At 63.3% G+C, this 26265-nt stretch carries 31 protein-coding genes and 1 tRNA gene; 11 read left to right on the top strand and 21 right to left on the bottom strand.

Annotated elements, in window-relative coordinates; translation table 11 throughout:
- Nucleotides 1–122: 122 nt before the first annotated feature.
- The 3 genes from HNQ71_RS10300 to HNQ71_RS10310 all read right to left on the bottom strand — a co-directional run bounded on the left by HNQ71_RS10300 (nt 123) and on the right by HNQ71_RS10310 (nt 3225).
- Nucleotides 123–947, bottom strand: a complete 825-nt coding sequence (locus tag HNQ71_RS10300) for a carbohydrate ABC transporter permease (protein ID WP_184872490.1) — start codon at nt 945–947, stop codon at nt 123–125.
- Complete coding sequence (locus HNQ71_RS10305; protein WP_184872491.1) at nt 944–1813, bottom strand: carbohydrate ABC transporter permease; 870 nt, start codon at nt 1811–1813, stop codon at nt 944–946. The genes HNQ71_RS10300 and HNQ71_RS10305 overlap by 4 nt, the downstream gene beginning before the upstream one ends.
- A 176-nt stretch (nt 1814–1989) precedes the next feature.
- A complete protein-coding gene (locus HNQ71_RS10310; protein ID WP_184872492.1) occupies nt 1990–3225 on the bottom strand; it encodes an ABC transporter substrate-binding protein in 1236 nt (411 codons plus the stop codon).
- Between the two features lie 181 nt (nt 3226–3406).
- Here HNQ71_RS10310 and HNQ71_RS10315 point away from each other — a divergent pair, with 181 nt between their 5' ends.
- The 3 genes from HNQ71_RS10315 to HNQ71_RS10325 are packed head-to-tail and all read left to right on the top strand — an operon-like array spanning nt 3407 to nt 6157.
- Nucleotides 3407–4195 (top strand): SDR family oxidoreductase, encoded by a 789-nt coding sequence (locus HNQ71_RS10315; RefSeq protein WP_184872493.1) that lies wholly within the window; start codon nt 3407–3409, stop codon nt 4193–4195.
- A 2-nt stretch (nt 4196–4197) separates the two neighbouring features.
- Nucleotides 4198–5265 (top strand): ABC transporter ATP-binding protein, encoded by a 1068-nt coding sequence (locus HNQ71_RS10320; RefSeq protein WP_184872494.1) that lies wholly within the window; start codon nt 4198–4200, stop codon nt 5263–5265.
- Nucleotides 5266–5275: 10 nt separating this feature from the next.
- Nucleotides 5276–6157 carry a MurR/RpiR family transcriptional regulator gene (locus tag HNQ71_RS10325; RefSeq protein ID WP_184872495.1) on the top strand — a complete coding sequence of 294 codons (882 nt, stop codon included), beginning with the start codon at nt 5276–5278 and terminating at the stop codon, nt 6155–6157.
- Between the two features lie 13 nt (nt 6158–6170).
- Here HNQ71_RS10325 and HNQ71_RS10330 read toward each other — a convergent pair whose 3' ends face one another.
- Both HNQ71_RS10330 and HNQ71_RS10335 read right to left on the bottom strand, forming a co-directional pair.
- Nucleotides 6171–6488 (bottom strand): DUF167 family protein, encoded by a 318-nt coding sequence (locus HNQ71_RS10330; RefSeq protein WP_184872496.1) that lies wholly within the window; start codon nt 6486–6488, stop codon nt 6171–6173.
- A 12-nt stretch (nt 6489–6500) separates the two neighbouring features.
- Nucleotides 6501–6791 (bottom strand): YggT family protein, encoded by a 291-nt coding sequence (locus tag HNQ71_RS10335; protein WP_184872497.1) that lies wholly within the window; start codon nt 6789–6791, stop codon nt 6501–6503.
- A gap of 161 nt (nt 6792–6952) precedes the next feature.
- Between HNQ71_RS10335 and HNQ71_RS10340 the strand changes: the two genes are divergently transcribed.
- Nucleotides 6953–7028: transfer RNA gene (locus HNQ71_RS10340), tRNA-Ala, on the top strand.
- 215 nt (nt 7029–7243) lie between these two features.
- Here the strand turns inward: HNQ71_RS10340 and HNQ71_RS10345 are convergent.
- Nucleotides 7244–7543, bottom strand: coding sequence for a hypothetical protein (locus HNQ71_RS10345; RefSeq protein ID WP_184872498.1), 300 nt, complete (start codon nt 7541–7543; stop codon nt 7244–7246).
- 503 nt (nt 7544–8046) lie between these two features.
- Here HNQ71_RS10345 and HNQ71_RS35480 point away from each other — a divergent pair.
- From HNQ71_RS35480 to HNQ71_RS10365, 4 genes are all read left to right on the top strand, one after another.
- Entirely contained in the window at nt 8047–8181 is a 135-nt protein-coding gene (locus HNQ71_RS35480) for a hypothetical protein (RefSeq protein ID WP_281391375.1), read from the top strand.
- Nucleotides 8182–8532: 351 nt separating this feature from the next.
- The gene (locus HNQ71_RS34810) at nt 8533–8601 is read left to right on the top strand and encodes a hypothetical protein (protein WP_343068169.1); all 69 of its coding nucleotides are present in this window, start codon (nt 8533–8535) and stop codon (nt 8599–8601) included.
- A gap of 161 nt (nt 8602–8762) precedes the next feature.
- Nucleotides 8763–9014, top strand: a complete 252-nt coding sequence (locus HNQ71_RS10360; RefSeq protein WP_184872499.1) for a hypothetical protein — start codon at nt 8763–8765, stop codon at nt 9012–9014.
- Nucleotides 9015–9018: 4 nt separating this feature from the next.
- Nucleotides 9019–9288 carry a hypothetical protein gene (locus HNQ71_RS10365; RefSeq protein WP_184872500.1) on the top strand — a complete coding sequence of 90 codons (270 nt, stop codon included), beginning with the start codon at nt 9019–9021 and terminating at the stop codon, nt 9286–9288.
- Here HNQ71_RS10365 and HNQ71_RS35665 read toward each other — a convergent pair.
- The 4 genes from HNQ71_RS35665 to HNQ71_RS35485 form a co-directional block, all read right to left on the bottom strand.
- Nucleotides 9272–9871, bottom strand: coding sequence for an energy transducer TonB family protein (locus tag HNQ71_RS35665; protein ID WP_343068170.1), 600 nt, complete (start codon nt 9869–9871; stop codon nt 9272–9274). The genes HNQ71_RS10365 and HNQ71_RS35665 overlap by 17 nt on opposite strands.
- A 324-nt stretch (nt 9872–10195) precedes the next feature.
- Complete coding sequence (gene exbD, locus HNQ71_RS10375; RefSeq protein ID WP_184872501.1) at nt 10196–10663, bottom strand: TonB system transport protein ExbD; 468 nt, start codon at nt 10661–10663, stop codon at nt 10196–10198.
- 26 nt (nt 10664–10689) lie between these two features.
- Complete coding sequence (exbB, locus tag HNQ71_RS10380; RefSeq protein WP_184872502.1) at nt 10690–11406, bottom strand: tonB-system energizer ExbB; 717 nt, start codon at nt 11404–11406, stop codon at nt 10690–10692.
- Nucleotides 11397–11525, bottom strand: coding sequence for a hypothetical protein (locus HNQ71_RS35485; protein WP_281391376.1), 129 nt, complete (start codon nt 11523–11525; stop codon nt 11397–11399). The genes exbB and HNQ71_RS35485 overlap by 10 nt, the downstream gene beginning before the upstream one ends.
- A 259-nt stretch (nt 11526–11784) precedes the next feature.
- Here HNQ71_RS35485 and HNQ71_RS10390 point away from each other — a divergent pair, with 259 nt between their 5' ends.
- Nucleotides 11785–12459: a cysteine hydrolase family protein gene (locus HNQ71_RS10390; RefSeq protein ID WP_184872503.1), complete on the top strand. Its 675-nt coding sequence runs from the start codon at nt 11785–11787 to the stop codon at nt 12457–12459.
- 16 nt (nt 12460–12475) lie between these two features.
- Here HNQ71_RS10390 and HNQ71_RS10395 read toward each other — a convergent pair whose 3' ends face one another.
- Both HNQ71_RS10395 and HNQ71_RS10400 read right to left on the bottom strand, forming a co-directional pair.
- Nucleotides 12476–13417: an LLM class flavin-dependent oxidoreductase gene (locus tag HNQ71_RS10395; protein ID WP_184873308.1), complete on the bottom strand. Its 942-nt coding sequence runs from the start codon at nt 13415–13417 to the stop codon at nt 12476–12478.
- Nucleotides 13418–13555: 138 nt separating this feature from the next.
- On the bottom strand, nt 13556–13957 hold the full coding sequence (locus HNQ71_RS10400) for a hypothetical protein (protein WP_184873364.1): 402 nt from the start codon (nt 13955–13957) through the stop codon (nt 13556–13558).
- Between the two features lie 45 nt (nt 13958–14002).
- On the opposite strand from HNQ71_RS10400, the gene HNQ71_RS10405 reads away from it, so the two are divergent.
- Nucleotides 14003–14770, top strand: a complete 768-nt coding sequence (locus tag HNQ71_RS10405; protein WP_184872504.1) for an SDR family NAD(P)-dependent oxidoreductase — start codon at nt 14003–14005, stop codon at nt 14768–14770.
- Nucleotides 14771–14798: 28 nt separating this feature from the next.
- Here HNQ71_RS10405 and HNQ71_RS10410 read toward each other — a convergent pair whose 3' ends face one another.
- The 7 genes from HNQ71_RS10410 to HNQ71_RS10440 all read right to left on the bottom strand — a co-directional run bounded on the left by HNQ71_RS10410 (nt 14799) and on the right by HNQ71_RS10440 (nt 22634).
- Nucleotides 14799–15743, bottom strand: a complete 945-nt coding sequence (locus HNQ71_RS10410) for an ABC transporter permease (RefSeq protein ID WP_184872505.1) — start codon at nt 15741–15743, stop codon at nt 14799–14801.
- On the bottom strand, nt 15740–16795 hold the full coding sequence (locus HNQ71_RS10415) for an ABC transporter permease (protein WP_184872506.1): 1056 nt from the start codon (nt 16793–16795) through the stop codon (nt 15740–15742). The genes HNQ71_RS10410 and HNQ71_RS10415 overlap by 4 nt, the downstream gene beginning before the upstream one ends.
- Complete coding sequence (locus tag HNQ71_RS10420) at nt 16795–18306, bottom strand: ABC transporter ATP-binding protein (RefSeq protein WP_184872507.1); 1512 nt, start codon at nt 18304–18306, stop codon at nt 16795–16797. Before HNQ71_RS10420 ends, HNQ71_RS10415 begins: the two co-directional genes overlap by 1 nt.
- A gap of 180 nt (nt 18307–18486) precedes the next feature.
- Nucleotides 18487–19518 carry a BMP family protein gene (locus HNQ71_RS10425; RefSeq protein WP_184872508.1) on the bottom strand — a complete coding sequence of 344 codons (1032 nt, stop codon included), beginning with the start codon at nt 19516–19518 and terminating at the stop codon, nt 18487–18489.
- A 257-nt stretch (nt 19519–19775) separates the two neighbouring features.
- A complete protein-coding gene (pcaF, locus tag HNQ71_RS10430) occupies nt 19776–20981 on the bottom strand; it encodes a 3-oxoadipyl-CoA thiolase (protein ID WP_184873309.1) in 1206 nt (401 codons plus the stop codon).
- Between the two features lies 1 nt (nt 20982).
- Nucleotides 20983–21780: a CoA-transferase subunit beta gene (locus HNQ71_RS10435; RefSeq protein WP_184872509.1), complete on the bottom strand. Its 798-nt coding sequence runs from the start codon at nt 21778–21780 to the stop codon at nt 20983–20985.
- Nucleotides 21777–22634: a CoA transferase subunit A gene (locus tag HNQ71_RS10440; RefSeq protein ID WP_184872510.1), complete on the bottom strand. Its 858-nt coding sequence runs from the start codon at nt 22632–22634 to the stop codon at nt 21777–21779. Before HNQ71_RS10440 ends, HNQ71_RS10435 begins: the two co-directional genes overlap by 4 nt.
- Nucleotides 22635–22755: 121 nt before the next feature.
- Between HNQ71_RS10440 and HNQ71_RS10445 the strand changes: the two genes are divergently transcribed.
- Entirely contained in the window at nt 22756–23526 is a 771-nt protein-coding gene (locus HNQ71_RS10445) for an IclR family transcriptional regulator domain-containing protein (RefSeq protein WP_184872511.1), read from the top strand.
- Between the two features lie 67 nt (nt 23527–23593).
- Here HNQ71_RS10445 and HNQ71_RS10450 read toward each other — a convergent pair whose 3' ends face one another.
- Both HNQ71_RS10450 and HNQ71_RS10455 read right to left on the bottom strand, forming a co-directional pair.
- Nucleotides 23594–24883 carry an NAD(P)/FAD-dependent oxidoreductase gene (locus tag HNQ71_RS10450; RefSeq protein WP_184872512.1) on the bottom strand — a complete coding sequence of 430 codons (1290 nt, stop codon included), beginning with the start codon at nt 24881–24883 and terminating at the stop codon, nt 23594–23596.
- Nucleotides 24883–26262, bottom strand: a complete 1380-nt coding sequence (locus HNQ71_RS10455) for a type I glutamate--ammonia ligase (protein ID WP_184873310.1) — start codon at nt 26260–26262, stop codon at nt 24883–24885. Before HNQ71_RS10455 ends, HNQ71_RS10450 begins: the two co-directional genes overlap by 1 nt.
- Between the last annotated feature and the right edge of the window lie 3 nt (nt 26263–26265).

Here is a 26265-nt window from a genome sequence, read left to right on the forward strand (position 1 = left end):
AACTCCGTGGATGCTGGGAGCAATTCCAGGAAAAGTGTGAAACGGTTTTCGATCCGGAATTGTTCAAAACAAAGAGATAGAACGGCCCTGTGTTTCCGTGAAACGATGAACCGCTCTAGCGGCTATTTGACCGCCCCGAGCGCCAGCCCCCTGACGAGGTAGCGCTGCAGCCAGATGAACAGGATCGCCACCGGCAAGGTCGCCAGCAACGTGGCTGCCATGACGTGGTGCCATTCGATGGTGTAGCGGCCGGCGACCAGCGAAAACACCTGGATCGGCAGCGTGTAGCTTTCCTGGCTGCGCAGCATGGTGAGCGCCACGACGAATTCGTTCCAGGCATTGATGAAGGTGAAGATGGCGGTCACCGCGATCGCCGGCAGGCAGAGCGGCAGGAACACCTTGCGCAGGGTCAGCCAGCGGCCGGCACCTTCCATCCAGGCCGCTTCCTCGAGATCGCGCGGGATGGTGTCGAAATAGCTCTGCAGCATCCACACCGTAAAGGCGACGTTGAAGGCCATGTAGATGAAGCCGAGGGCCGTGGTGCTTTCGACCAGGCCCCAGGCCGCCATCAGCCGGAACAGGCCGAGCACCAGCACGATCGGCGAGATCATCTGCGAGATCAGCAGGAACTGGCGCAAGGCGCCGTAGCCGGCAAAGCGGAAGCGCGACATCGCATAGGCCGCCGGAACCGAAATCAGGATGGCGCCGACGGTGGCGATAACAGACACGTAGAGCGAATTGAGCAGCGCCTTGCCGAAGCCGGTGGCCACCCACATGTCGGAGAAATTCGACCACCGGAATTCGCTCGGCCACCAGGTCGGCGACAGCACTTCCTGTCTCGGCTTGACCGCGGTCAGGAACATCACCGCAAAGGGAAAAATCGTCACCACGATCAGCGGCGCCAGCAGCAGCCAGGCAATGATAGAACGCTTCAGCTTGCTCGTCATGCGCGTTGCTCCCGCATCGCCAGCCGCACATAGATCATGGTGAAGACCAGCAATATGGCGAACATCACCAGCGAGACGGCGGAAGCCTCGCCCAGTTTGCCGATGCGGAAGGCCAGCTTGTAGAGATGGGTGACCAGGATGTCGGTCGAATTGGCCGGACCGCCCTGCGTCATCACCCAGATGATGGGGAAGGAATTGAAGACGTAGATGGTGTTGAGCACGATGGCGATGTTGATGAACGGTTTCAGCAGCGGAAAGGTGATTTCGCGGAACTGCTGCAGCGGTGTCGCGCCTTCGAGTGCTGCCGCCTCGTAGAGGTCGTCCGGGATCGACGACAGGCCGCCGAGGAAGATCGTCGTCGTGAACGGCACCGTCACCAGGATGCCGATCATCACCTGCATCGGAAAGGCGGTCTCCGCGCTCGCCAGCCACTGGATGTTGTGGTCGATGAGACCGAGGCCGATCAGCGCCGAATTCAGCATGCCGCTTTCGCCACTCAGCGCCCAGCGCCAGACCACGGCGGTCATGGTCAGCGACACCGCCCAGGGCAGCATGATGATGACGCGGGCGACGCCGCGGCCATAGAAATCGGTGTTGAGGATCATCGCCACCGGGATCGACAGCAACAGCGCGCCGCCGACGACCAGCACCGTCCACTGTCCGGTGCGCCAGAGCGCGGCCATGAAATCGGGATCGGCAGCGAGCGCCGCGAAATTGGCGAAGTCGTTGAATTCGCGAAGCTGGCCGAAGCGGCTGACTTCATGCGTCGAGATCTGGATCAGGTCCCACACCGGCCAGAAGATGACGACGGCCGCCAGGAACAGGCTGGGCAAGGTCAGGAGATAGGGCAAGAAGCGATTTTGCATCGGCTGGGCTGTACCGTGTTTGCGGTGGACAACAGTGGCGCTGGCTTGCCAGCTTAGCTCAATCTCGCCTCGTTCTTCCCAAGACATTGCCTCACTTACGAAGACCGGAAAAAAGTGGCGCGCCCGATCGTCGGGGCGCGCCACGGGCGCGGGAGAGACGCCCTATTTCCTCAGCACTATTTCTTCAGCACTGCATTGGCCTTGGCAGCGGCGTCCTTCAGGGCCGCCTCGGGCTCGGCGCTGCCGAGATAGATCTTCTGCATGGCGTCCGACGTGATCTGGGCGACTTCTTCCCAGCCGGGGATGATCGGTGCGAAGCGGGCATCGGGCAGCAGGGCGGTGAACGCCGCCAGATCGGCATTGTTCACATAGTAATCCATTTTGGCCTCTTCCTTGTTCACCGGCAGGAAGCCTTCGCCTTGCGTGAACTTGGCGCGCTGCTCAGTGGTGAACAGGAAATCGAGCAGCTTCCAGGCCTCGTCCTTGTTCTTGGAGTTCTTGAACATGATGATGGAATCGGTCACGCCATAGGTGCCGCGCGCGCCGGTCGGTCCTGCCGGAATGGCCGCCACGCCGTATTTCAGGTTCGGCGCCTCGTCCTTGATCTGGTTGGACAGGAAGGGAGCGGTGATCATCATGCCGACCTTGCCCTGCTTGAACAGGTTCTGCACATCCTCGCGGTTGTTGGAGGTGACGCCCGGCTCGGTCAGGCCTTCGTCGATCATCGACTTGTAGAGCTTGGCGGCTTCGAGCGCGCCCGGCGTGCCGAGGCCGGAGGTGCCGTCCTTGTTGAGGATTTCGGTGCCCTGGGACCACATCGCATAGTAGTAATAGACGTCGGTCTCGATCTCCTTGCCCTGCAGGCCGAATCCGAAGGTGCCGGTCCCCAGCGCCTTGATCTTGCGCGCATCTTCCTGCAGCTCGGTCCAGGTTGCCGGCGGATTGGCGATGCCGGCTTTGTCGAACAGCTCCTTGTTGTAGTACAGCGCGCGCGCCGAAGCCGCGATCGGCAGGCCGTAGGTCTTGCCATCCATGATCGACGGCGACAGGAAGGTGTCGATGAAGCGGTCCTTGAAGTCGGGCTTAATGTAGGTGTCGAGCGGCTCGGCGACATCCTGCTGGACGAAGTCGATCAGCCAGCGCGTGCCGATGATCGACAGATCGGCATTGGTGCCGGCGGTGATGTCGGTGGTCAGCTTCTGCAGCAGCACTTCCCATGGCACCACTTCGAACTTGACGGTGATGCCGGGATTCGCCGCTTCGAATTCCTTCTTGACGCTTTCGAAATAAGGGCCAGTCTTGGCGCTGTACTCGGCAACGGTGACGCGCACCTCGCCCGCGTTCGCCTGCGCCGCAAATGCCAGCATGCTCATTCCGGCCATCAGGCCGACAGTCCATTTTGCAAGGCTCATTCGATGTCTCCCGTTTTGATTTTGCGCCTGCGCGCCTCTTCGCGACCGGCCCAGAAGATTTATGTTACTTTCCTACATTATCGATGATTTGAGGCCTTGCAAGCGGATTATTCTGTTGCTTAATTACATTTCGTGGACTAGGCCGGATACGGTTGTCAGAACTCCCTAAGGATGTTGCACGGTGGTTTCGCGACCCAAGTTCGAAGGCAGGGCCGAGTTCGAAGGTAAGACTATCGTGGTGACCGGTGCTGGCGGTGGCCTCGGCACGGCCATCGTGGCGCTGCTGGCGCAAAGGGGCGCCAGGGTCGTCGGCTGCGACCAGTCCGGCGAAGCGTTGAACAGCCCGCACCTTGCCTCCCGCCACGCCTTCGACCTTCTCGACCGGACTTCTATAGACGCGGCGATCGCCGCGATCCTCGACCGGGATGGCGTGCCCGACATTCTCATCAACAATGCCGGCTGGACGCGCGCCGAGACGCTCCCTGCCCTCAACTCCGACAAGATCGAACAGGAGCTCGACCTCAACCTGACCGGCGTGATGACTTTCGCCGATCCGCTGGTCAAGGCGATGGCTACCCAAGGCTCCGGCAGCATCGTCTTCATCTCGTCGGTCAATGCGATCGCGCATTTCGGCAATCCCGCCTATGCCGCGGCTAAGGCCGGCATCAACGCCTATGCCAAGGCGATTGCCGTCGAGCTAGGCCGCAGCGGCCTGCGCGCCAATGTGGTTTGCCCCGGATCGATCCGCACCGCCGCCTGGGACCATCGCCTCGCCAAGGATCCCGAAATCCTCGGCAAGCTGCAGCGGCTCTATCCGCTCGGCCGCATCGTCAACGCTTCGGAAGTGGCCGAAGCCGTCGCCTTCCTTGCCTCCGATCGCGCATCGGGCGTAACTGGGGTGGTGATGCCGGTGGATGCTGGCCTGACGGCCGGTTGCCTGCCATTCATCGACGACATATTGGGAGCGTGACCATGACCGACGTCGAGTTCCGCGATCTGTCGAAATCCTTCGGGCAGCACAAGATCCTCGAAAACATCAGCCTCGACATCAAGAGCGGCGAGTTCGTCGTGCTGGTCGGGCCATCCGGCTGCGGCAAGTCGACCTTGCTGCGCATGCTGGCCGGGCTGGAGACGATCACCTCCGGCGACCTGTTGATCGGCGGCGTGCGCGCCAACGCGCTGCCGCCGCAGCAGCGCAACATCGCCATGGTGTTCCAGTCCTATGCGCTGTTTCCGCATCTGAAGGCGTCGGACAATATCGGCTTTGGCCCGAAGATCCGCGGCGAGGCGCGCGCCACGGTCGACGCAAAGGTCAAGAAAGCGTCCGGCGTCCTCAATCTGTTCTCCTACCTCGACCGCTACCCCCGCCAGCTGTCGGGTGGCCAGCGCCAGCGCGTCGCCATGGGCCGCGCCATCGTGCGCGAACCGTCGGTGTTCCTGTTCGACGAGCCCTTGTCCAACCTCGATGCGCAATTGCGCGTGCAGATGCGCGTCGAGATCAAGGCGCTGCACCAGCGGCTGAAATCGACGATCGTCTATGTCACCCACGACCAGATCGAGGCCATGACCATGGCTGACCGCATCGTCGTGATGGACCGCGGCAGGATCCAGCAGGTCGGCGCGCCGCTGGAGCTCTATGATCGGCCGGCCAACAAATTTGTCGCCAGCTTCCTCGGCTCGCCGTCGATGAGTTTCGTTTCCGGTTCTCTCAAGACGTCGCCTGAGAAAACCTGGTTCGAGTCGACCGGCGGCGGGCGGCTTGCGCTTGCCCGCAAGCAGGTGTCGGCTGGCAGCGCGGTGGAGGCCGGCATCCGGCCCGAACATTTTGTCATCGGCGAGGCTGTCGACGCGATGGCGATCAAGGTGGATGTCGTTGAGCCGACCGGCTCCGAAACCCATGTCTATGGCGCCATCGGCACCGATACGGTGCGTGCCGTGTTCCGCGACAGGGTGCCGGTCAGGCCTGGCGACGTGCTGCCGGTGAGCGTCGATCCAGGCAACATCCACCTGTTCGACAAGGCGACGGGCCTGCCCGTATGAAGACACGGATATGAAGACGCCAGCCGACATCATCACGCGCCTGCAACTGATATTGCAGGACGGCACGAAGTCGGATCGCAAGCTGGCCGGCTTCGTGCTTGCCGACCTCGATTTCGTCTCCAAGGCGGCGATATCGGAAATTGCCGCCCGCGTCGGCGTTAGTGAGCCGACGGTGACCCGGTTCTGCCGCAACCTCGGTTGCGAGGGTCTGCGCGACTTCAAATTCTATCTGGCGCAGGCCATCGCCATCGGCGGCCAGTATCTGTCGCCGGAGCCGTTGAGCCGCGACGCCCGCGAGCAGCGCATCGCTTCCGCCATCACCGAGGCCGCGATTGCCGCCATCCAGCGCGCCAGCGAAAACCTCGACATGACGACGCTGGTCGCCGTCGCCGCGCGCATCGCCGTCTCCGGCAACGTTCTGTGCATCGGGTCGGGCGGCATTTCATCGATGATGGCGACCGAGATGCAGAACCGGCTGTTCAGGCTGGGCGTCTCGGTGCTGGCGCAGATCGACGGACAGCTGCAGCGCATGTACGCCGCCGTTGCCACGCCCGATACCACGCTGATCGCCTTTTCGGTTTCCGGCTATGCCCGATCGGTCATCGACGCGGTGCAGGTCGCCCAGCAATATGGCGCCACCACCATCGCCATCACCCCGCCCGACTCGGCGCTCGCCAAAGCCGCTGACACGGTCATCCATTTCCAGTCGCTCGAGGACGGCAACATCTACAAGCCGACATCGTCGCGCTATGCGCTGCTGTCGATCGTCGACATGATCGTCACATCGGTCGCCGAGACGCGCGGACCAAAGGTTCTGGAAAACCTGCGCCGCATCAAGCAGAGCGTGAACACGTTGAAAGTCGACGATCCGCGTCTGCCGCTGGGGGATTGAACCACCCAGGGCATCAGGACTGCTGGCCGAGAGCCTCGATGCCTTTCGCCAGCTTCGCCGGGTCGCCTGCAATGCGCACGGTCTTAAGCCGGGCGGTGCCGCCGGCGACAATCGAGACGGCGGACGCCGACACGCCCAGCGCCTTGGCCAGCAGACGCTCAAGCGCCTGATTGGCGGCGCCGTTTTCCGGCACGGCGCGGACGCGGGCCTTCAGGTGGCTTCGCCCATCCGCCAAGGTCTCGACGCTTTCAAGCCTGTCCAACGCCGCTTTTGGTGTCAGCCGGACGAACAGGTCGATACCGTCATCGCGCATGCGGAACGGCGTGCTCATGCAGTCATGGGTTCACAAGACCAGAGGCGCCACTGTGGTGAGCAGGAACTGCCGGAGGAAGAACAGGATCAGCAGGAGGATGATTGGCGAGATGTCGATGCCGCCAAGGTCCGGTATGAAGCGCCGGATCGGCCTCAACGCCGGCTCGGTCAGCCGGTAGAGCATATTGCCAATGCTGCCGACAAACTGGTTGCGCGAGTTGACGACGTTGAAGGCGTAGAGCCAGGAAAAGATCGCCGAGGCGATGATGACCCACCAGTAGAGGTCAAGCGCCATGACGATTGTTTGAATGAGGGCGAGCATGCCGGTCTCCAATTGTTGCCGACATGTAGCCATTGCCGGCGAAACCGGCAAGGGCCGCCGTCCTCCGCGTGCTGGCCTGACGCGCGGCAGCCGTGGATTTCAGCAAAACGCCGCCTTGACAGGAAAGCGCGGCGCCCGATAAATGCCCCCATCCGCTGGACGGGGCTGTAGCTCAGCTGGGAGAGCGCGTCGTTCGCAATGACGAGGTCAGGAGTTCGATCCTCCTCAGCTCCACCAGCGGAATTTGGAAGGCATACCTCCCAGTAAAATCAATAACATAGCCGAAAGGGCCTCTTTTGTTTGGCCCACGCGTTTGGCCCACGTTTCGGGCCATCTCCGGTGGGTAGTCGCTACTTTGTGCCCTTCGCCTTTGTTCAAATCACTCCCAACGATCGAGTTCGACAGGTCTTTATCTTCCGGCTTGTGCCGCAAAAGCCCGCTGGTCTCGACCGTCATCTCGTCGTTGAAGGGTCATCCGAAAATCTCTTGGTCGGATACAAATGCACCTTCTGAGGCTTTAGCTCATAAAACAATGTTCCATGTATCCCATGAATATCCGACTTCCTAAAAAGGTTGTTCCACATAAATTCAGTTATTCTTGTAGCCTCTTTATCTCCAACGCGATCCCAAAAATCTTCTATGAATTCAATGTCATGACCATTCGGGAACATTAATTCAAAATCTTCGTCAGATATGCCGTAGATATTGTACGCTGTATTAATGGCACCATCGATAACCTGGACATTTTTCACGGAGGTTTGGTCCCTTCTGGACGTTCGCATTATTTCGATGCTTGTAAGTGAACGAACGTCCGCTTTCCACACCCATCTCGGCAATTTGCGGCAACCCACCTGTCTCGCCTACCCCGCCTCAACGAACCTGACGGGCAACGCTGTGGCGATCTCCTCAGCCATCCCGGCAACAGCCACTCTAGGGCCTGACGGGTCCGACAATAGGACTGAGGTCGCCACGCCGGATGGGCGCCGCGAGTTCCTGACCTGTACTGAACGATCCATTGGATTTGGTTGCGGCACTCAATGATCCGGGTGGCCTTGGCATCGCTAAAGGCCCACCTCAGGACCACGCGGGAATAGTTGTCCGCTTCCTCGCAGGCCGGGTTAAGGGCACGCGGGTTCTGCTTCTGCTCACTGTCTGAATTACCTTCCTGTTGATGTTTCCGGGGCCGATGGGGCTGCGCCAGACGCGGTGAAGCAATCCGGGCGCACGATGTGCCTCCGAGGCCGGGCCGGCTTTCGTGTCAGTCATAATGCGGCGCGATACTGCCAACATCCGCCCGAGGCACGCCGTCAGCATGGCACATGTCGTCGGGCTCGACGATTCGAGCGTCGACCAGCTGGTGGTCAGCCTCACCCGGGACGGGCTGGGCTAGGCCCTCCGGCCACGCCGTTTACGCTAAATAAGAATAAGAATGTACCAAAAAGAGCGCATACCAACGATTGTCAACTCTGAATCTGAACAAAATCGTTATTTTACACTTAAACCTCAGGAAAGATAAGTCACACGACCGCCTTTTGCACGCTGCTTTACTACAATTTTAACAAACCATTAACTCTTCCGACCTTACCTTTCTTGTCGTGGATAGGGTCTTTCAACGGTTCCCATTAGGGTCAAGAAGGGATGAAAATGGCCAAGAAAGTGACCCCCGCTCCGAAGCTGACGATTGCCGCCGGCACGCAGACTGTCTTCTTTTCACAGGGCCGGCCATATCGGCCAGAACATGATGCTGGCGGCGACCAATCATGGCCTGTCGGCATGCCCCACCGCCGCGCTCGGTCATTCGGTGCTCTAGCGCCTGCTTGGTCTCGATCGCCTCATCGATGCGCCGATCTATGCCTTGACCATCTCGACCCCGCAAACATGCCCGTCCCCGGCGGGGTCAGTTAATTAATTAGTCGGCTGAATATACGAGTGACGCGTTCCCTGAGTTCCACCAGATGACAGGAGAAGCACGTGCCAAACCAATCCTTACGTCAGTCGGAGATCGATAGTCTTCAATATATCTCGTCGATGACCAATGAGCTCGTGCAGATGGCCGAAGCAAGCCGTTTTCCCATGATCTCCTATCTGCTGGGCATGGCCTATGCCGAAGCCTTCGACGTCCTTCGCGGCGCACGGCCGGCCAGGCATCCGCAGCTCAGTGGCAACCCGCTGCACCCCAAGGCGCACCCAAAAGACAATCGCGCTCACGCAAGGAGAGCGTAGCCGCATGCAAGCGCCAGCCGCCTGCGCGGCGGCAGATCCGACCTTCCGGCCAAACCGTTGGGAGACACTGTGCGCGTTGCAGAGCCTGCTGCCGCTGCTGAAAAGAGCCGCCGCGGATATTGGCAGCGCCGACGTGGTCTACTGGTTCGAACAGTCCGATACCGAGGTTGCCAACATCATCAGGGGCAGGCCGTCTGAGGCGGCCGCCATTGCGGCCTTGATTGCATCCTGCCCGCACAACCGGCATCCGATCGCCCCTAATTGCGCAGGCTGAACACGAACGGTGCCGTGCGGCTTTGGCGCGCGCCAAGTTCCGGTGGCGGTGCCGGCACGGTGGCGCCTTGCAGCACGGCGAGCGCCGCATGGTCCAGATCGGCATCCCCGGAGGACCGGGTGAGCCTGGCAGACAGGACCCGGCCGGACGAGTCGACCGTGAAGGCGACATACGGCTTGCCTTCCACGCCTCGAGCCCTCGCTGAACTGGGATAGCGCGTGTGCCGCTTGATCCAGGCCCCCAGGCGGGAGTCCCCATTTGCTGGAATCGCCGGACCGCGATGCCGATTCCGCCGACTTCGGCGCGGCCGTCCTGGCCGCCGGCTTCGCATCGGCGCTGGCGATGCTTGCCGTGTTCGGCGGCGCCACCTTCTCCTTCTTCGGCCGCGGTTTTGGTTTGTCGACAGGCCTTTTCGCCTTGGCCTCGCCCGCTTTCTTGTCGCTGGGCGCCTCGACCGGCTTGGGTTGTGGCAATGGAATGACCACGTCGGGTGCGACGGCCTCGACAATATCGGGGACGACCTCATCCGGCGACGGCTGGCCGACTTGTTCAGCCACCTCGGTCTGGGTGGGTTCGGTCTCATCGGGCGGGACGACGTGCGGTTGCTGGACAACCGGCTGCGCCTTCTCGACCGGGTCTTCGGGCGTCGGCTCGGTCTGATCGGGTGTCACCGCGTCCAGCGCGGCCACCTGTTCCTCGACCGCCGGCATCACCACCATCGGCGCCATCTCGATCACCTGGGCCGGTGGCGGGCCGCCATCGGCTTCGTCGACCATGCTGAAGGTCTGCACGGCATAGGCGATCGCGACATGGGCTCCAAGGACCAGCGCGGCCGCACCCGCCCACAGGCCAAGGTCGCGCCGGCTGAACCGCGGCAACTCCACTGCGGGCAAGGTGGCCGCTTGCGTCATGGCACTGCTGCTCCGGTGGTCGCGGGCGCCGGGGCATCGGCCGCGAGACCCGTTTCCAGGCCGACCAGCGCAATCTTCAGATAGCCCGCACCGCGCAGCAGGTTCATCGCCTCCATCAGGTCGCCATAGGCCACCGCCTTGTCGGCGCGCAGGAAGATGCGCGTCTGCTTGTCGCCCTTCGTCCTGCTGTCCAGCGTGGCGGCGAACGCCGGGCGTGGCACGCTGTCGTTGCCGATTGCCAGCGTCAGGTCATCCTTCAGCGTTAGGAACAAAGGTGTTTCCGGCCGCAGCGCGGGCGTTGCGGTCGAGCCCGGAAGATCGACATTGACGTCCACCGTCGCCAGCGGTGCGGCGACCATGAAGATGATCAACAACACCAGGATGACATCGATAAACGGGGTGACGTTGATCTCGTGGCTTTCTTCGAGATCGTCGTCCATGGTCTGTCGGATTCTGCTTGCCATGGCCTTGCTCCGTTAGTCCGCCGCCATTATTCCGCGGCCATCGCCGTTGCCATCGCCACAGTACGGAAGTCGAGGTCACGGCTGACCAGCCGTTCGACGCCCGCCGAGGCATCGGCGAGGATCTGCCGGTAGCCGGCTATCGAGCGTGCAAAGACGTTGTAGATGACGACAGCCGGTATCGCCGCGACAAGGCCCATCGCCGTGGCCAGCAGCGCTTCGGCGATGCCTGGCGCTACCACGGCGAGATTGGTGGTCTGCGCCTGAGAGATGCCGATGAAGGCGTTCATGATGCCCCAGACGGTGCCGAACAGGCCGACGAAAGGCGCGGTCGAGCCGATCGTCGCCAGCAGGCCGGTGCCGCGCGACATGCGCCGCGACGCCGCCGCCTCGATGCGCGACAGGCGCGAGCTGACCCGTTCCTTCAGCCCCTCTCCCGAGACATGATCGAGCGCTCCGGCCGAAAGCGCGGCCTCCTCCTCGGCCGCCCGCACCAGAAGCGCGCCGGGACCGCCGCTGCGGTCGAGCGCACGGCCGGCCTGCTTCAAGGTGGCGGCATCGCTGATCGCCCGGATGGCGCGACGGATGCGCAGCTTGCCGGCGAAAATCTCCAGCGATTTGGCCAGCCATATCGTCCAGGTGACGAGGGAGGCGAAGGCCAGTCCGATCATCACCGCCTTGACGATGATATCGGCCGCCATGAACATGCCCCAAAGCGACAGATCGTGCGGCAAGGTCAGTTCCATCGCTGTCGAAGGTCCTCCAGTTCGAGCGAAACCGGACCGAGCAGCGCCCACTCGCCGACGGCAAAGCGCACCGCGTCGATATGGAAGGCTGTCTGGGCAGCAATTCCAGCAACGGTCATGGCTCTTCTCCGGTACGGCCGCCGCATTTCCCGTTTTCGGCTTTCGGCAGGCCGATGCCCGGTTGATATGAAACATGACATTTCTAGTCAACATTGAAGATGACTGCAACGATCAACAATTCGTCGCGACCATCAATATCGCGCGAAATTTCGGATCCGCGCCGCCGGCATCTGCCGGCGCTTTGCGACCCCCCGGCATCTGGTGTCGTCGCGCTGTTGCAAAGTGCTATGGTGCCGATCCAAAAACCGGGAGCCAAAGATGATCAAGGCGACGCCCTTCGACTTCCCTTATGACGGCAGGCTGGTCGCCGAAAACACCGCGCTCGTCGTCATCGACCTGCAGCAGGATTTCCTGTCGACCACGGGCTATTTCGCCAGGCAGGGATATGACCCCTCGCCACTGAGGGCGATCCTGCCGACGGTGAGCCGGCTGATCGCCGCCGCCCGCAAGGCCAGTGTCAGGATCATCCACACGAGGCAGGGCTACCGGGCCGACATGGCCGACATGACACCTTACGAGAAATGGCGCCGCAAGCGCGCCGGTCTCGAAGGTACCGAAATCCTGCTCCGTTCAGGCCCGGGGTTTCAGATCGTTCCGGAGATCGACGTCGCGCCACAGGACATCGTCGTCGACAAGACCTGCAACAGCGCCTTCACCTATACGGATTTCGAGCTTGTGCTGCGCGCGCAAGGCATCACGCATCTGATGTTTACCGGCTGCACGACGGATGTCTGCGTCCACACCACGCTACGCGAGGCCTGCGACCGCAACTTTCAGTGCCTGACGATTTCCGATGCCTGTGCCAGCGGCGACAGGCAAGCCCATGAGGCCGCGCTTCATATGGTGACGGTCGAGGACGGCGTCTTCGGCGCCCTGGCGGAGTCTGCTGCCGTCATCGAAGGCCTGTCGCGGCTGAGTGGCGCGACAGGTTGATTCCAAGGGCACCTGCTCAGCCCGCTGCACGCACCACTTGCGGGACGCGCGGCGCATATGCCCCGGGCTGCGGCACCTCCGCCTCACGACGCGCCAGCGAATTGCGCAGCAGGGCGATCGTTTCACGGCCGACCGTTGCGATCTCGCGCGGCGTATCGACGCCGACAATCATGAATTCATCGATCCCGAGAGCCGCATAGGCAAGCAGCGACAGGGCCGCCTGGGCCGGCGGCCCGGCAACATCGACCGCCTTGTGGCCGGTGGCGGCAACGCCCCGGTGAATCCTGACCGGAAGCGCAAAGCGCAGCTTGCCGGCCCGACCGTGCTCGGCGGCAGCGCCGCGCACCCGCTCCATCAGTTGCCGGACCTCGTCGATCGAACCTGGTGCCAGTTCGAAGACATCGGCGTGCCGACCGGCGACCTTGAGCGCCGTTCCGGACTGCCCTCCCATGCGGATGACGAGATCGGCGCCGTTCGGACCCTTGCGCGGCACATAGCCACCCTTGATGCTGTAGAACGCGCCTTCATGGTCGAACGGCCGGTCGTTCGACCACAACCGCTTCAACAGCACCAGATATTCGTCGATGCGCTGCCAGATGACGGTGTGCCCGACCGGCCGCGTTTCAGCATCATCGTCGTTCAGCGGTTCGCCGATCATTCTGAGCGTCAGTCGTCCACCGCTCTTCCTGTCGATCGACGCAAGCTGGCGCGCCGCCACCGTCGGTTCGACGACGCCGGCCCAGTGAGTGAGTACGACTTCCAGCGACGACGTCCTGTCCAGCACCTGGGCTGCAAGATCCATATTGGTCAACAGCCCGGCCGAATCGTCGACGACGATCTTCCTGAAGCCGCCATCCTCGATCAGCCCGAGCTTGGTCGCGGTCTCGGCAAAGTCGTAGAAAAAGGGAACAGCGGCGTCGGCGGTCTTGCTGGGGACGTGCGTGAACTCGATCGGCATTGCCATCTCCTCCATCTCTGGAATCACTGATGCTGTGAAATTCGAATCCCAGCCGCGCGAAAGCGCACCGAGGATACGGTTCATTCAACTCCGATTGCCTGAAAGCGGTGGGCAGCTAATCCCGGTCGATCTGATGACTCAGGGAATGAGGCCCAGAACAACTGCCCCGGTGAACACGAACGCAAGGGCAAAGACGATATAGGCGAAAGCACCAGCATAGGCCGGGCGAAAGGCTTGGGCATTGACCAGCCGTTGGCTGCTGCGATCCGTCTGGGCGTTCTGGATATAGGACATATCGACCTCCGTCTCGCCGGTTAATCTATAAAACTTGTAGACTTTGTCGATTGCTATTTTTCGGAGATGGGCAGAATAATTTTCTGATATCTGATCAAGAATTGGTACCGAGTTGCTGGGATGGCGTGCTTTGGCCACCGCTAGACATGGCACGCCGAGCATCGCTCTGGCCCTGAATACACCTATGGCCTTGTCCTTGCCGCACCCAATTCGTGCATTGGCCGCCCGGAGCGCGCGCGATAGCATTGCGCAATCGGCAAACACGAAATCGTCTGACAGGGGAGCAGGAAAATGGGTGCAAGACTTGCCGGCAAGGTCGCCATCATTTCGGGCGGCGCGACGGGAATGGGTGGGGCGGCCTCGGAGCTGTTCGCCGCGGAGGGCGCCAAGGTGGCGATCATCGACCGCAATGGCGAGGCGGCCGCCGCAACCGCGGCGGCGATCCGGGCACGCGGCCATGTCGCCGAGCATTTTATCGCCGACGTGTCCGATGAAGCCCAGGTCGAGGCGGCAGTGAAGGGCGCGACCGAAAAATTCGGCCCGATCACCGTCCTGTTTAACCATGCCGGCACCATCGTCATAAAGCCGTTCCTGGAGACGACGGTGCAGGAATGGGACTGGCTGCATGCCGTCAACGTGCGCTCGATGTTCCTGATGACGCGCGCCGTGCTGCCCGGCATGATATCGGCCGGCGGCGGTTCCATCGTCTGCACCTCGTCGATCTCGGCGGTGGCGGCGACTCCGATGGAGGTGCTCTACGACACCACCAAGGGCGCCTGCCACATGTTTGCGCGCGCCATCGCCGTCGAGTTCCGCGACCGCAACATCCGCTGCAACGCGGTCTGCCCCGGCTTCATCCGCACGCCGCACGGCCTGCGCGAGGTTGCCGATCTCGGCCGGCTCGGCATCGATGTCTCCGACGCCGCACTGGCCGCGCAGCAGGGCCGGATCGGCGAGCCGGAAGAGGTGGCCAAGGCGGCCCTTTACCTGGCCAGCGACGAAGCCAGCTTCGTTAACGGCACGCATCTGTTCGTCGACAACGGCTTTACCGCGATGTGACCAGCGGGACGCGGACAGCCCTTGGCTGTCAGCGCTCTTCCCTGCGAAACGGCTTGAGCAGGGCCGACGGCGCCACCGCGTTGCGCGACATGACAGCCATGGCGACTATGGTGAAGATGAAGGGCAACATCAGGAACGCCTCGTAGGGGATATGCCCCAGCCCGCTCGCCTGCATGCGCAGTTGCAAGGCATCGACAAAGGCGAACAGCAGCGCAGCCCCTGCCGAGCGCCACGGATCCCAGCGGCCGAACACAACCAGCGCGATCGCCACCCAGCCGCGCCCCGACACCACGCCGAAGGTGAAGGCGTTGAACTGCGCCATCGACAGGAACGCGCCGGCCAGCCCCATCAGCGCACCGCCGAGGATGACCGCCTGGAAGCGCGTGCCAATGACGCTGACGCCGGCCGAATCGGCAGCGCGCGGATTTTCGCCGACCATACGCACCGACAGGCCCCAGGGCGTGCGGTAGAGGACGAAGGCGGCCAGCGGAATGGCAAGGATCGCCATGTAGACCAGCGCAAACTGGTTGAACACCGCCGGTCCGAGCACCGGAATGCTGGAGAGGACCGGGATCGGCAGCGTCTCGAATCCCTTGATGCTTGGCGGCACCGATTGCTGGCCGAAGATCAGCCGGTAGAGGAAATAGGCGAGGCCCGAGGAGAACAGCGTGACACCAATGCCGCAGACATGCTGGCTGAGGCCCAGCGCAACCGTGAACAGCGCATGCAGCGCGCCCATCAGCATGCCGGTCAGCACTGCCACCAGAATCCCGAGCCACAGGCTACCGCTGAGGCTGGTGGCGGTGAAGCCGGTCATCGCCGACAACAGCATGATGCCTTCGATGCCGAGATTGAGCACGCCGGCGCGCTCGGAGAACATTTCGCCAAGCGTCGCGAAAGCCAGCGGCGTGGCGATGCGGATGATCGCGGCCAGGAAGCCGACCTGAAAGATCTGTTCGAACACCGCGCTCATCGGGCCGCTCCGACGCGGCGGATGCGGTAGGCGGTGAACAGCAGCGCCACCAGCATGGCAAGCAATGCGGTGCCCTGGATGACATCGCTGAGGAAGGCCGGCACGCCGGTCGCACGCGACATCGCCTCGGCGCCGGTCATCACGGCGGCCAGGAAGATCGCCGCCGGCACCACGCCCAGCGGATTGAGCCGTGCCAGCATGGCAACGACGATGCCGGAATAGCCGTAGCCCGGCGAGATGTCGCTCATCACCTGGAAATGCACGCCGCCGACCTCGCCGACGCCGGCCAGCCCGGCCAGCGCCCCGGACAGCAACGCGGTCGACAGCAGCACCCGTTCGACGTTGATACCGCCATAGCGTGCGGCCTCCGGGTTTTCGCCGGTGACCCTGATCCGGAAGCCGAGCGTCGTGCGCACGATCAGGAACCAGATCAATGGCGCCGCCAGCAGCGCCACGACAACGCCGAGATGCAGCCGCGTGCCTTCGAGCAGCACCGGGAAATTCGCCGAATCCTCGATCGGCGGCGAGATCGGATAGCCGCTGAAACTGTCTTTCCACGGCCCTTCGATCAGCGCCATCAGCGCATAGTAGATGACCGAGTTGAGCAGCAGCGAGCTGACCACGTCATCGACCCTGAATTTGACCCGCAGCGTGGCAGGAACAAGCGCGACCGCCGCACCGGCGGCGGCACCGGCCACCGCCATCAACAGCATGGCGAGCGGTCCCGGCATCGGGATCGCGCCGACAAAGCAGCTCGCCACCGCGCCGGCCAGCAATTGCCCCTCCGCACCAATGTTCCAGAATTTTGCCCGGAAGGCGACGGCCACCGCCAGCCCGGTGAAGATCATCGGCGCGGCGCGCACCATCGTTTCGGTGATCGCATAGCTGTCGCCGAGCGAAGCGGTGAACATCACGCCATAGGCATCGATGACACCTGCCCCGGCCAAAGCGATCAGCCCGCTGCACAGGACAAGCGTGGCTGCGATCGCCAGCAGCGGCAAGGCGAGATTGAACCAGGCCGGCGTCGAGGTGCGGACTTCCAGGCGAAACATCAGCTATGTCCCTCCGCGCCGGTCATCATCAGCCCGAGCCGGGCCACCGTCGCATCGGCGCTGTCGAGCGTGCCGACGATACGGCCCTCATACATCACCGCGATGCGGTCGCAGAGCACCAGAAGTTCCTCGAGATCCTCGCCGATGACGATGATGCCGCAGCCCTTGCCCCGCATGTCGAGGAACTTTTCGTGGATGAAACGGGCGGCGCCAATGTCGAGCCCGCGCGTCGGCTGCGAGACGATCAGCACTTTCGGATCGAAGGCGAGTTCGCGCGCCAGCAGCGCCTTTTGCAGATTGCCGCCGGACAGCGCCCCGGCGCGGGTCATCGGTCCGGGGCAGCGAATGTCATAGGCCTTTATCTGCGCCTCGGCGAAGGCACGGATCGCATCCGGTTTGAGCAGGCCCCTGCTGCTGAACGCCGCCGTACCGATGCGCGGCAGCACCATCGAATCGGCGAGCGGCAGGTTGGTGACCAGCCCGGTCGTCATGCGATCCTCCGGGATGCGGCCGAGACCGAGCGCCTGCACCTCGCGGGGCGAATACCCAGACACTTTCTGCCCGGCGATGGTCATCTGGCCGGCATCGGGCAGGCGCACGCCGGAGATCACTTCCGCCAGGGCGCGCTGGCCATTGCCCGAGACACCGGCAATACCGAGGATCTCGCCGGCGCGGACGGCAAGCGACACGTCGCGCAACGCCGTGCCCGAATGCTGTGACGTGGAGATGCCATCGAGCGTCAGCACCGCCGCACCTGGTGTCGATGGACCCCTTGCCGGCGGCACGATCTCGTGGCCGCACATCAGTTGCGCCATTGCGGCCGATGTCGTGTTGGCGGGGTCATCGACACGACCGGCGACGCGGCCATGCCGCAGCACCGTGCAGCGATGGGTCAGCGCGCGCACTTCATTGAGCTTGTGCGAAATGAAGATGATGCCGAGGCCCTGCGCCGCCATCGACCGCAACGCCGAAAAAAGCCCGTCGACTTCCGTTGGCGCCAGCACCGCTGTCGGCTCGTCGAGGATCAACAGTCTGGCGCCGCGAAACAGCGCCTTGACGATTTCGAGCCGCTGCTGCTCGCCGACCGACAGCGCCGAGACCGGCAGGTTGGGATCAAGCGTCAGCCCATGCTGGCGGCCGATCTCCGCCAGCCGCGCCAGCCCGCCGGCGCGGTCGATCCGCCCCGATCTGCCTGGTATGCCGATGAGCAGGTTTTCCAGCACAGTCAGCCGCGGTGCCAGATGGAAATGCTGGTGCACCATGCCGATGCCGGCAGCCAGCGCGTCGGCCGAACTGGCGATCCGCACCGGCTGGCCCTGGATGAGGATCTCGCCTGCATCGGGCGCATAGGCGCCGAACAGCACGTTCATCAGCGTCGTCTTGCCGGCGCCGTTCTCACCCAGCAGGCCAAGGATCTCGCCCGGCGCGACGCTGAGATCGACAGCCTCGTTCGCCTTGACGGCGCCAAACCTCTTGGTGATGCCGCGCATTTCGATGAGTGGAGCGGGCAAGGGGACTCCCGGTGAGATGGGGTTGGCGCAGCTCTTCACCCTCCCCCTTGTGGGGAGGGTCGGCTTGCGGTCGCAGCGAAGCGAAGATCGTAAGACGGGGTGGGGGTGCGCCCTACGAGACCCCCCACCCCGCTCCGCTTCGCGGATCGACCCTCCCCACAAGTGGGAGGGTAAGAAAAATCAATCCGACACCGGCGTATTCTCATCCACGTCGACGCGGAAATTGCCTTCGAGGATTTCGGCCTTCTTCTTCTCGACCAATTCCTTGACGTCCGCCGGTAGCGTCTTGTCGAACTTGTGGTAGGGCGCGAGCTGCGAACCGCCCTTTGCCATACGCGAGAAATCGCCATAGTCCTGCGCGGTAAAGACGCCGGCCTTGACCAGCTTGATCGCCTGCTCGACCGTCGGATACATGTCCCAGACCGGACCGGTTATGACCGTGTCGGGGCCGAGGCTCGACTGGTCGGACATGTTGGAGATGGCGAGGATCTTCTTGTCCACCGCCGCTTCGATAACACCGAAACGCTCGGCATAGATGACGTCGACACCGGCGTCGATCTGCGCGACAGCCGCTTCCTTTGCCTTCGGCGGATCGAAGAAGGAACCGATGAAGGCGACCTTCTTCTTGATGTTGGGATTGACCTCCTTGGCGCCCGCGAAGAAGGCGTTGACCAGCCGGTTGACTTCCGGAATGCCCATCGCCGCGACAGCGCCGATTGTGCCCGACTTCGACATCTTGCCGGCGATCATGCCGGACAGGTAGGCCGGCTCGTGAATCCAGTTGTCGAAGACGCCGAAATTGGGTTCCGCCGGTCCGGCGCCGGAGCCGAACAGGAAGGCAGTCTTCGGGAATTGCTTGGCCGTGCGGCGCGATTCACGCTCGGCGGCGAAGGCGTCGCCCAGCACCAGCTGGTAGCCACCTTGCGCATATTCGCGCATGACGCGGCTGAAATCGGCGGTCTGCACCTTTTCCGACCATTTGTACTCGATGCCGAGTTCCTTCTCGGCCTTCTGCAGGGCGACATGGATCTGATTGTCCCATGGCTCCTCGATCGGCGTGGCGAAGATCGCCGCCACCTTCAGCTTCTTGTCCTTGCCGAGGGCGGCGCCTGGCAGCATGGCCGCAGCCAGGCCAAGCGCGCCCAGCTCAAGCACATTGCGTCGCGAAAGCCCTTCGCGTTTTACTTGGACTCTGTTCTTCCGGTTTTCCATTGCATTCCCCTCTGTTCGACAGCCGTGTCGAGCCGGCCGTTCGTGAAAATGTCAGCCTACAGCGCCGCGCGTCCCTCGGACGCGCAAAGGACGCTGTAGCATCTTGGTTCTGCGCATGATCCTTTCCGAAAATCGATTTCGATTTTCGGGGTCATGCGCAGGGAACTATGGAACGGGTCCGGACTTTTGTCCACATGGTCAAATTTGACCGCGCCTGAACCAGCCTCGATCTTGGCCGGTCACGAAGAGGCTGCTGATCAGGCCCGTTCGAGCGCGATCGCTATGCCCTGGCCGACACCGATGCACATGGTCGCCAGCGCAAAACGGCCGCCGCGTTCGCGAAGCTCCAGCGCCGCAGTGCCCGATATGCGGGCGCCCGACATGCCCAAGGGATGGCCGAGCGCGATGGCGCCGCCATTCGGATTGACGTGCTGTGCATCCTCGGCAATGCCGAGCTGGCGCAGCACGGCAATGCCTTGCGAGGCAAAGGCTTCGTTGAGCTCGATAACGTCGAATTGCTGCGGCGTCAGGCCAAGCCGCGCGCACAGTTTTTGCGTCGCCGGCGCCGGGCCAATGCCCATGATGCGCGGCGCCACACCGGCGGCAGCACCGCCAAGGATACGGGCGATCGGCGTCAGGCCATATTTCTTGATCGCCACTTCCGAGGCAACGATCAACGCCGCCGCCCCGTCATTGACGCCGGAGGCATTGCCGGCCGTCACCGTGCCACCCTGCCGGAACGGCGTCGGCAATTTGGCCAGCGCCTCCACGGTCGTGCCCGCACGGGGATGCTCGTCCTTCGAGACGACCACCGCATCGCCCTTGCGCTGCGGGATCGTCACCGGTGTGATTTCCTTCGCCAGCCGGCCATTGGCTTGCGCTGCGACAGCCTTGTCCTGGCTGCGCACGGCAAAGTCGTCCTGGTCGGCGCGCGACACCGAGAAATCCTCGGCGACATTCTCGCCGGTTTCAGGCATCGAATCGACGCCATACTGCTTCTTCATCAGCGGATTGACGAAGCGCCAGCCGATGGTGGTGTCATAGATCTCGGCGTTGCGCGAAAACGCGGCGTCGGCCTTGGGCATGACGAAGGGCGCACGGCTCATCGATTCGACGCCACCGGCGATCATCAGTTCGGCCTCGCCAGCCTTGATGGCACGCGCGGCGATGGTCAATGCATCCATGCCCGAGCCGCACAGGCGATTGACGGTTGAGCCCGGGACCTCCTTCGGCAATCCGGCGAGCAGCAGCGCCATGCGCGCCACGTTGCGGTTGTCTTCGCCGGCCTGGTTGGCGCAGCCATAGACGACATCGTCGATCCCCTGCCAGTCGATGCCGGGATTGCGCTCGACCAGTGCCCTCAGGGGTATCGCACCGAGATCGTCGGCGCGCACCGAGGACAGCGAGCCGCCGAAACGGCCGATGGGGGTGCGGATGTAATCGCAGATATAGGCCTCGGCCATGTCATGCAGCCTTTGCTTTTCCGCTTCCCTCATGCGCCGCCTTGGTGCGGGCCTGCAGGTCGCGCAATGTCGTCAGTTCGAGTTCGCTTGGCGCCGGCGTTTCGTCAAGCGCCTCCGCGAACTTTACGATCCAGCCACAGGTCTCCTGCACCTGCTGGCGCGTGACACCGGGATGCAACGACACGACCGTGAATTCCTTGGTCGCCGGATCCGGCTTCCAGATGGCAAGGTCTGTGATCAGCAAGGTCGGGCCCGCGGTGTCGATGCCGAGGCGCTTTCGATGATCGCCGCCCTCGCCATGGCCGAAGGATGTGAAGAAATCGATCTTCTCGACCATGCCGCGCCTGGTCTGCGCCATGGTGATGTAGATTTCCTTCGACGACGTCGCGATCTCCGGCGCGCCGCCGCCGCCGGGCAGCCGGGTCTTTGGGTGGAAATAGTCGCCGATGACCGTGGTGTTGATGTTGCCGAACTTGTCGAGTTGGGCAGCACCCAAAAACCCGATCGAGATGCGGCCGCCCTGCAGCCAGTATCGGAACATTTCCGGCACCGCGACGGTGGTGACGGCGGTTTCGCACAATTCGCCGTCGCCGATCGACAGCGGCAGCACGTCTGGCGCGGTGCCGATCGTGCCGCTCTCGTAGATCAAGGTGATGTCAGGCGCATGCGTCAGCCGCGCGACATTGCAGGCAGCGGAGGGTGCACCGATGCCGACGAAGCAGACGTCGTCATTCCGCAGCGCGCGACTGGCGGCGATCGTCATCATCTCGTTAGGGGTGAAGTCCGGATTGTCGCTCATGCCGCTTTCCTGAGATGCTCGACACGGGCCGCGAAATCATCGGCGCTCTTCTCGATGACGTTCGCCTGCATCCACGCCTGGAATTTTTCGCGGTCGGCGGCGATCTCGTCCCATTCAAGATAGGCCGCATTGTCCCGCGCGTAATAGCCATGCGCGTAGGACGGGTGCGAGCCGCCGGGCACGACGGAGATCGCCGCGATCGTCCAGCGCGGCAGCACGGTCAGATTGGGGTGCAGATCGTCGAAATTATCGACCACCTCCTCGACCGTCACAACCGCCCGCCTGGCCGCCAGCACCGCTTCCTTCTGGATGCCGACGATGCCTTCGACCAGCACATTGCCTTTCCGGTCGGCCTTCTGCGCATGGATGAAGGTGACATCGGGTCGGATCGAAGGAACGGCCGCCAGCACCTCGCCGGTGAACGGACAGGTCACCGATTTGATGTTCGGATTGACCGCTGCCAGCCCGGCGCCGCGATAGCCACGAAACACCGCGCAGGGCAGGCCTGCCGCACCGGCCTCATAGGCATTGGCCATGCCGGCATGGCTGTGCTCTTCGATCTCGATCGATCTGGGAAAGCCGTTCTCGATGGCGTCGCGGGCGCGCCGCAGCAGACCGACGCCGGGATTGCCGACATAGGAGAAGATGATCTTCCTCGCCATGCCCATGCCGATCATCTGATCGTAGATCAGGTCTGGCGTCATCCGGATCAGGGTCAGGTCGCGAAACCCCTGGCGGATCGCCTCATGCGCCGCCGCCGTCGGGATCAGATGGGTGAAGCCCTCGAAGGCGACCGAGTCACCGTTGTGCAGGTTCTCGGCCACGGCCTGTTTGAGCGGCAGGAACTTGACCATCGCATCGGCTCCGGGTCCTAGAAAGTTCGTATTGCGAACATATGTTTTGCATGCGATACTTTCTACGCTTAATGAGGGCATTGAGTCAATCCTGGCAAGGATGCCGTTCTGCGGAGGTGAGATGGACGAAGAGGCGGCTTCCCGTGACCATGTCGGCTCGCTTGAGCGTGGGCTTGCCGTCATGGAGATCCTGGCCCGGCATCCCTCGGGCATGACGCTGACCGAAATGGCCGAGGAAGCGGGTCTGACCCGCGCCGGCGCCCGCCGCTTCCTACTGACGCTTGTCGCCACCGGCTACGCCACCCAGGCCGGCCGCGTGTTTTCGCTGTCGCCGCGCCTGCTGACCGTCGCCCGCACCTGGCTCGGCGGCGCCTCGCTGTGGAGCTTCGCCGCCCCCATCATGCGCGCCGTGACCGCTGAGTTGAACGAGGCCTGCTCGGCGGCGATCCTGTCGGGCCAGGATGTCGTCTACGTCGCCCGTATTCCCGGCCGCCGCATCCTCAGCGTCTCGCTCGACGTCGGCACCAGGCTGCCGGCCTACTGCACCTCGATGGGGCGCATCCTGCTTGCCGGCCTGACGCCTCAGGAATTGGACGCATTTCTCGGCCAGGCGACGATCGAGAAACGGACGCCGAAGACGATCACCGACAAGCGGCTGCTGGCTTACGCCATTGGCAAGGCCAAGACGGACGGCTTTGCAGTCGTCGACGAAGAGCTGGAGCTCGGCCTGCGCTCGATCGCCGTGCCGATCTGCGACCGTGCGGAGCGCACGGTCGCGGCCATCAACGTCTCGACCCAGTCCGCGCGTTTCACCGTCGCGGAGATGGAACGGGAAATCCTGCCGGCGCTGCTCGAGGCCAAGCAGCGCATCGAGGAATTTTTCGTCGTCTAAGGGCCTCGTCCAACCTTCCCAACGCCGGCGGGACAGCGCCAGCGCTTCGTCGCCGCGCCGCCAGCGCTCAATGCTTGATGCGGTCGCGCATCGCGTACCACAGCATGCCAAGCACATAGAGTGGACCGCGCAACGCCGTGCCGCCGGGGAACGGCATGGGCGTGAGCGTCGAGAACAGGTCGAGCCGCGAAGCGTCGCCGGTGATGGCCTCGGCCAAAAGCTTGCCAGACAGCGTCGACAGGATGACGCCCTTGCCGGAATAGCCATGCGCGAAATAGACCTCGCCATAGTGCCCGACATGTGGCAGCCGCGACGTCGTCACCGACACCAGCCCGCCCCAGGCATGATCGATGCGGCAGCCCTGAAGTTGCGGAAAGGTCTTTTCCATATGCGGCCGCACGAAGCCGGCGATATCGGCCGGCGGCGATGGCGTGTAGCGCTCGCCGCCGCCGAACAGCAGGCGCCCATCGGCCGACATGCGGTAATAATTGACGACGAAGCGAGTGTCGGACACCGCAACATTGGCCGGGATGACGTTGCGCTTGCCCTCCAGCGGCTCGGTCGCGACGATGTAGTTGCCGACCGGCATGATGCGGCTGTTGACGCGCGGCTCCAACCCGTTGAGCAGTGCATCGCCCGCCAGCACGACGTATTTTGCCCGGACCGACCCCTTGGCCGTCGAGACCCGGATCGAAGGCTCGCGCTCCAACCGCACGGCGACCGAATTCTCATGAATGGTGACGCCGGCCGCGACCGCGGCACGGGCAAGGCCGAGCGTGTAGTTCAGCGGATGCATGTGGCCGCCAAGCGGCTCGTACATCGCGCCATGATAGGGTGTGTCGACCTTGGCGTGGGCTTCCGCCGCCGACAGGATTTCGGCATGCGGGAACTTCATCACCGTGGCCAGGCACTCCGCCTCTTCCTCGATATCCCTAAGGTCGGAGCCGTTGACCGCGCCGACCAGATGGCCGGTCAGCCTGAGGTCGCAATCGATGGCATGACGCTCGATGATGTCGAGCACCAGCCCGCGCGCCTCGAAGGCGAGGTCGAAGAGCACCTTTGCCCGCTCGGGCCCGTAGAGCTTGACCAGTCCCTTGGCACCCTTGCGCAGACCGGGGATCATCTGGCCGCCATTGCGTCCCGACGCGCCCCAGCCGATCTTGCCACCTTCGAGCAGCACCACCTTCAACCCGCGTTCGGCGGCGTGAAGGGCCGCCGACAGGCCGGTGCAGCCGCCGCCGACGACAACCAGGTCGGCGTCGACGTCGCCCTGCAGGGCGGGATGGTCCGGCGACGGATTTGCCGTCGCGACATAGTAGGATTTGCCGATATCCAAACCGGAATTGAAGCCCATCATTACACCTTCAGCAGCAGGTGGTCGCGTTCCCAGCTCGTCACCACGCCCTGGAACAGGTCGAGTTCGACGCTCTTGACGCGCAGATAGGTCTGGAAGAAATCCTCGCCGAGCAGTTCCCGCACCGGATCGCAAGCGGTGAAACGATCCAGCGCCTCCTCCATGGTTTTCGGCAGCGTGCTTTTGATCTTGTAGGCATTGCCCGACGCCTCGGCCGACCGCGCCAGCTTCTGCTCGACGCCGAGATAGCCCGCGAGAAGCGAACCGGCGATCGCCAGATAGGGATTGGAATCGGCACCGGGCAAGCGGTTCTCCACCCGCCGCGCGGCGCGGCCACCGGCCGGCACCCGCAGGCCGCAGGAGCGGTTGTCGTGCGACCATTCGATGTTGGCCGGCGCGCTGTGGTTCGGTCGGATGCGGCGGAACGAGTTCACGTTGGGTGCAAACAGCGGCATGATCTCCGGGACATATTTCTGCAGGCCGCCGATGAAATGGCCGAACATTTCGGTGTCGGCATCGTCGCTGCCGGCAAACAGCGTCTTGCCAGTTTCGTCGATGACCGACATGTGCAGATGCATGGAGCTTCCCGCCTGTGCGGCGATCGGCTTGGCCATGAAGGTGGCATGCATGCCGCTTTGCTGGGCGGCCTGGCGCGTCAACCGCTTGAACAGCAGCACCTTGTCGGCCAGCGGCAGCGCGTCGCCATGCAGGAAGTTGATTTCCAGCTGCGCCGTGCCCGATTCATGGATCAGTGTGTCGAGCGGCAGTCCGGATGCCGCCGCATAGTCATAGATGCGGCGAACCACCGGCTCGAACTCCTCAAGCGCCGCCATGTCGTAGGGATGCTGCACGCTCTCGGCACGGCCATTGCCGCCGACCGGTGCCGTCAGCGGCCGGTCGGGATCGGGATTGGGCGCGGTCAGGTAGAATTCGAGCTCCGGCGCCACCACCGCCCGCCAGCCGCGTTGACGGTAGAGGTCGAGCACGGCTCTCAGCACATGGCGCGGCGAGGCCATCCACGGCCGGTCGTCCATGTGAAAGGCATCGGCGAAGACATAGGCTTTGCCTGCACCGGCGCCGGGCGCCAGGGTGAGCGTCGAAACATCCGGCACCATGCGCATGTCCGGGTCCGAGTAGGCAAAACCCTCGTCGATCGAACCGGTATAGCGGCCGTCGATGCTGACCAGGAAGGCGCTGCTCGGCAGATAGAGTGCGCGGTCCTCCAGCGCCTTGAGGAACTTGGCCGCCGGCAAGGCCTTGCCGCGCAGGACGCCGTTCATATCAGGCACCAGGCATTCGACTTCGTTGATGCCGTGCTGGGCCAGCCAGGCCTTGGGATCGTTGCCGCTGGAGAGCGAGGTATTCGTGTTCATGTCAGGCATTTC

This window comes from Mesorhizobium sangaii (assembly GCF_014207355.1).
In the GTDB taxonomy this organism is placed as follows: domain Bacteria; phylum Pseudomonadota; class Alphaproteobacteria; order Rhizobiales; family Rhizobiaceae; genus Mesorhizobium; species Mesorhizobium sangaii.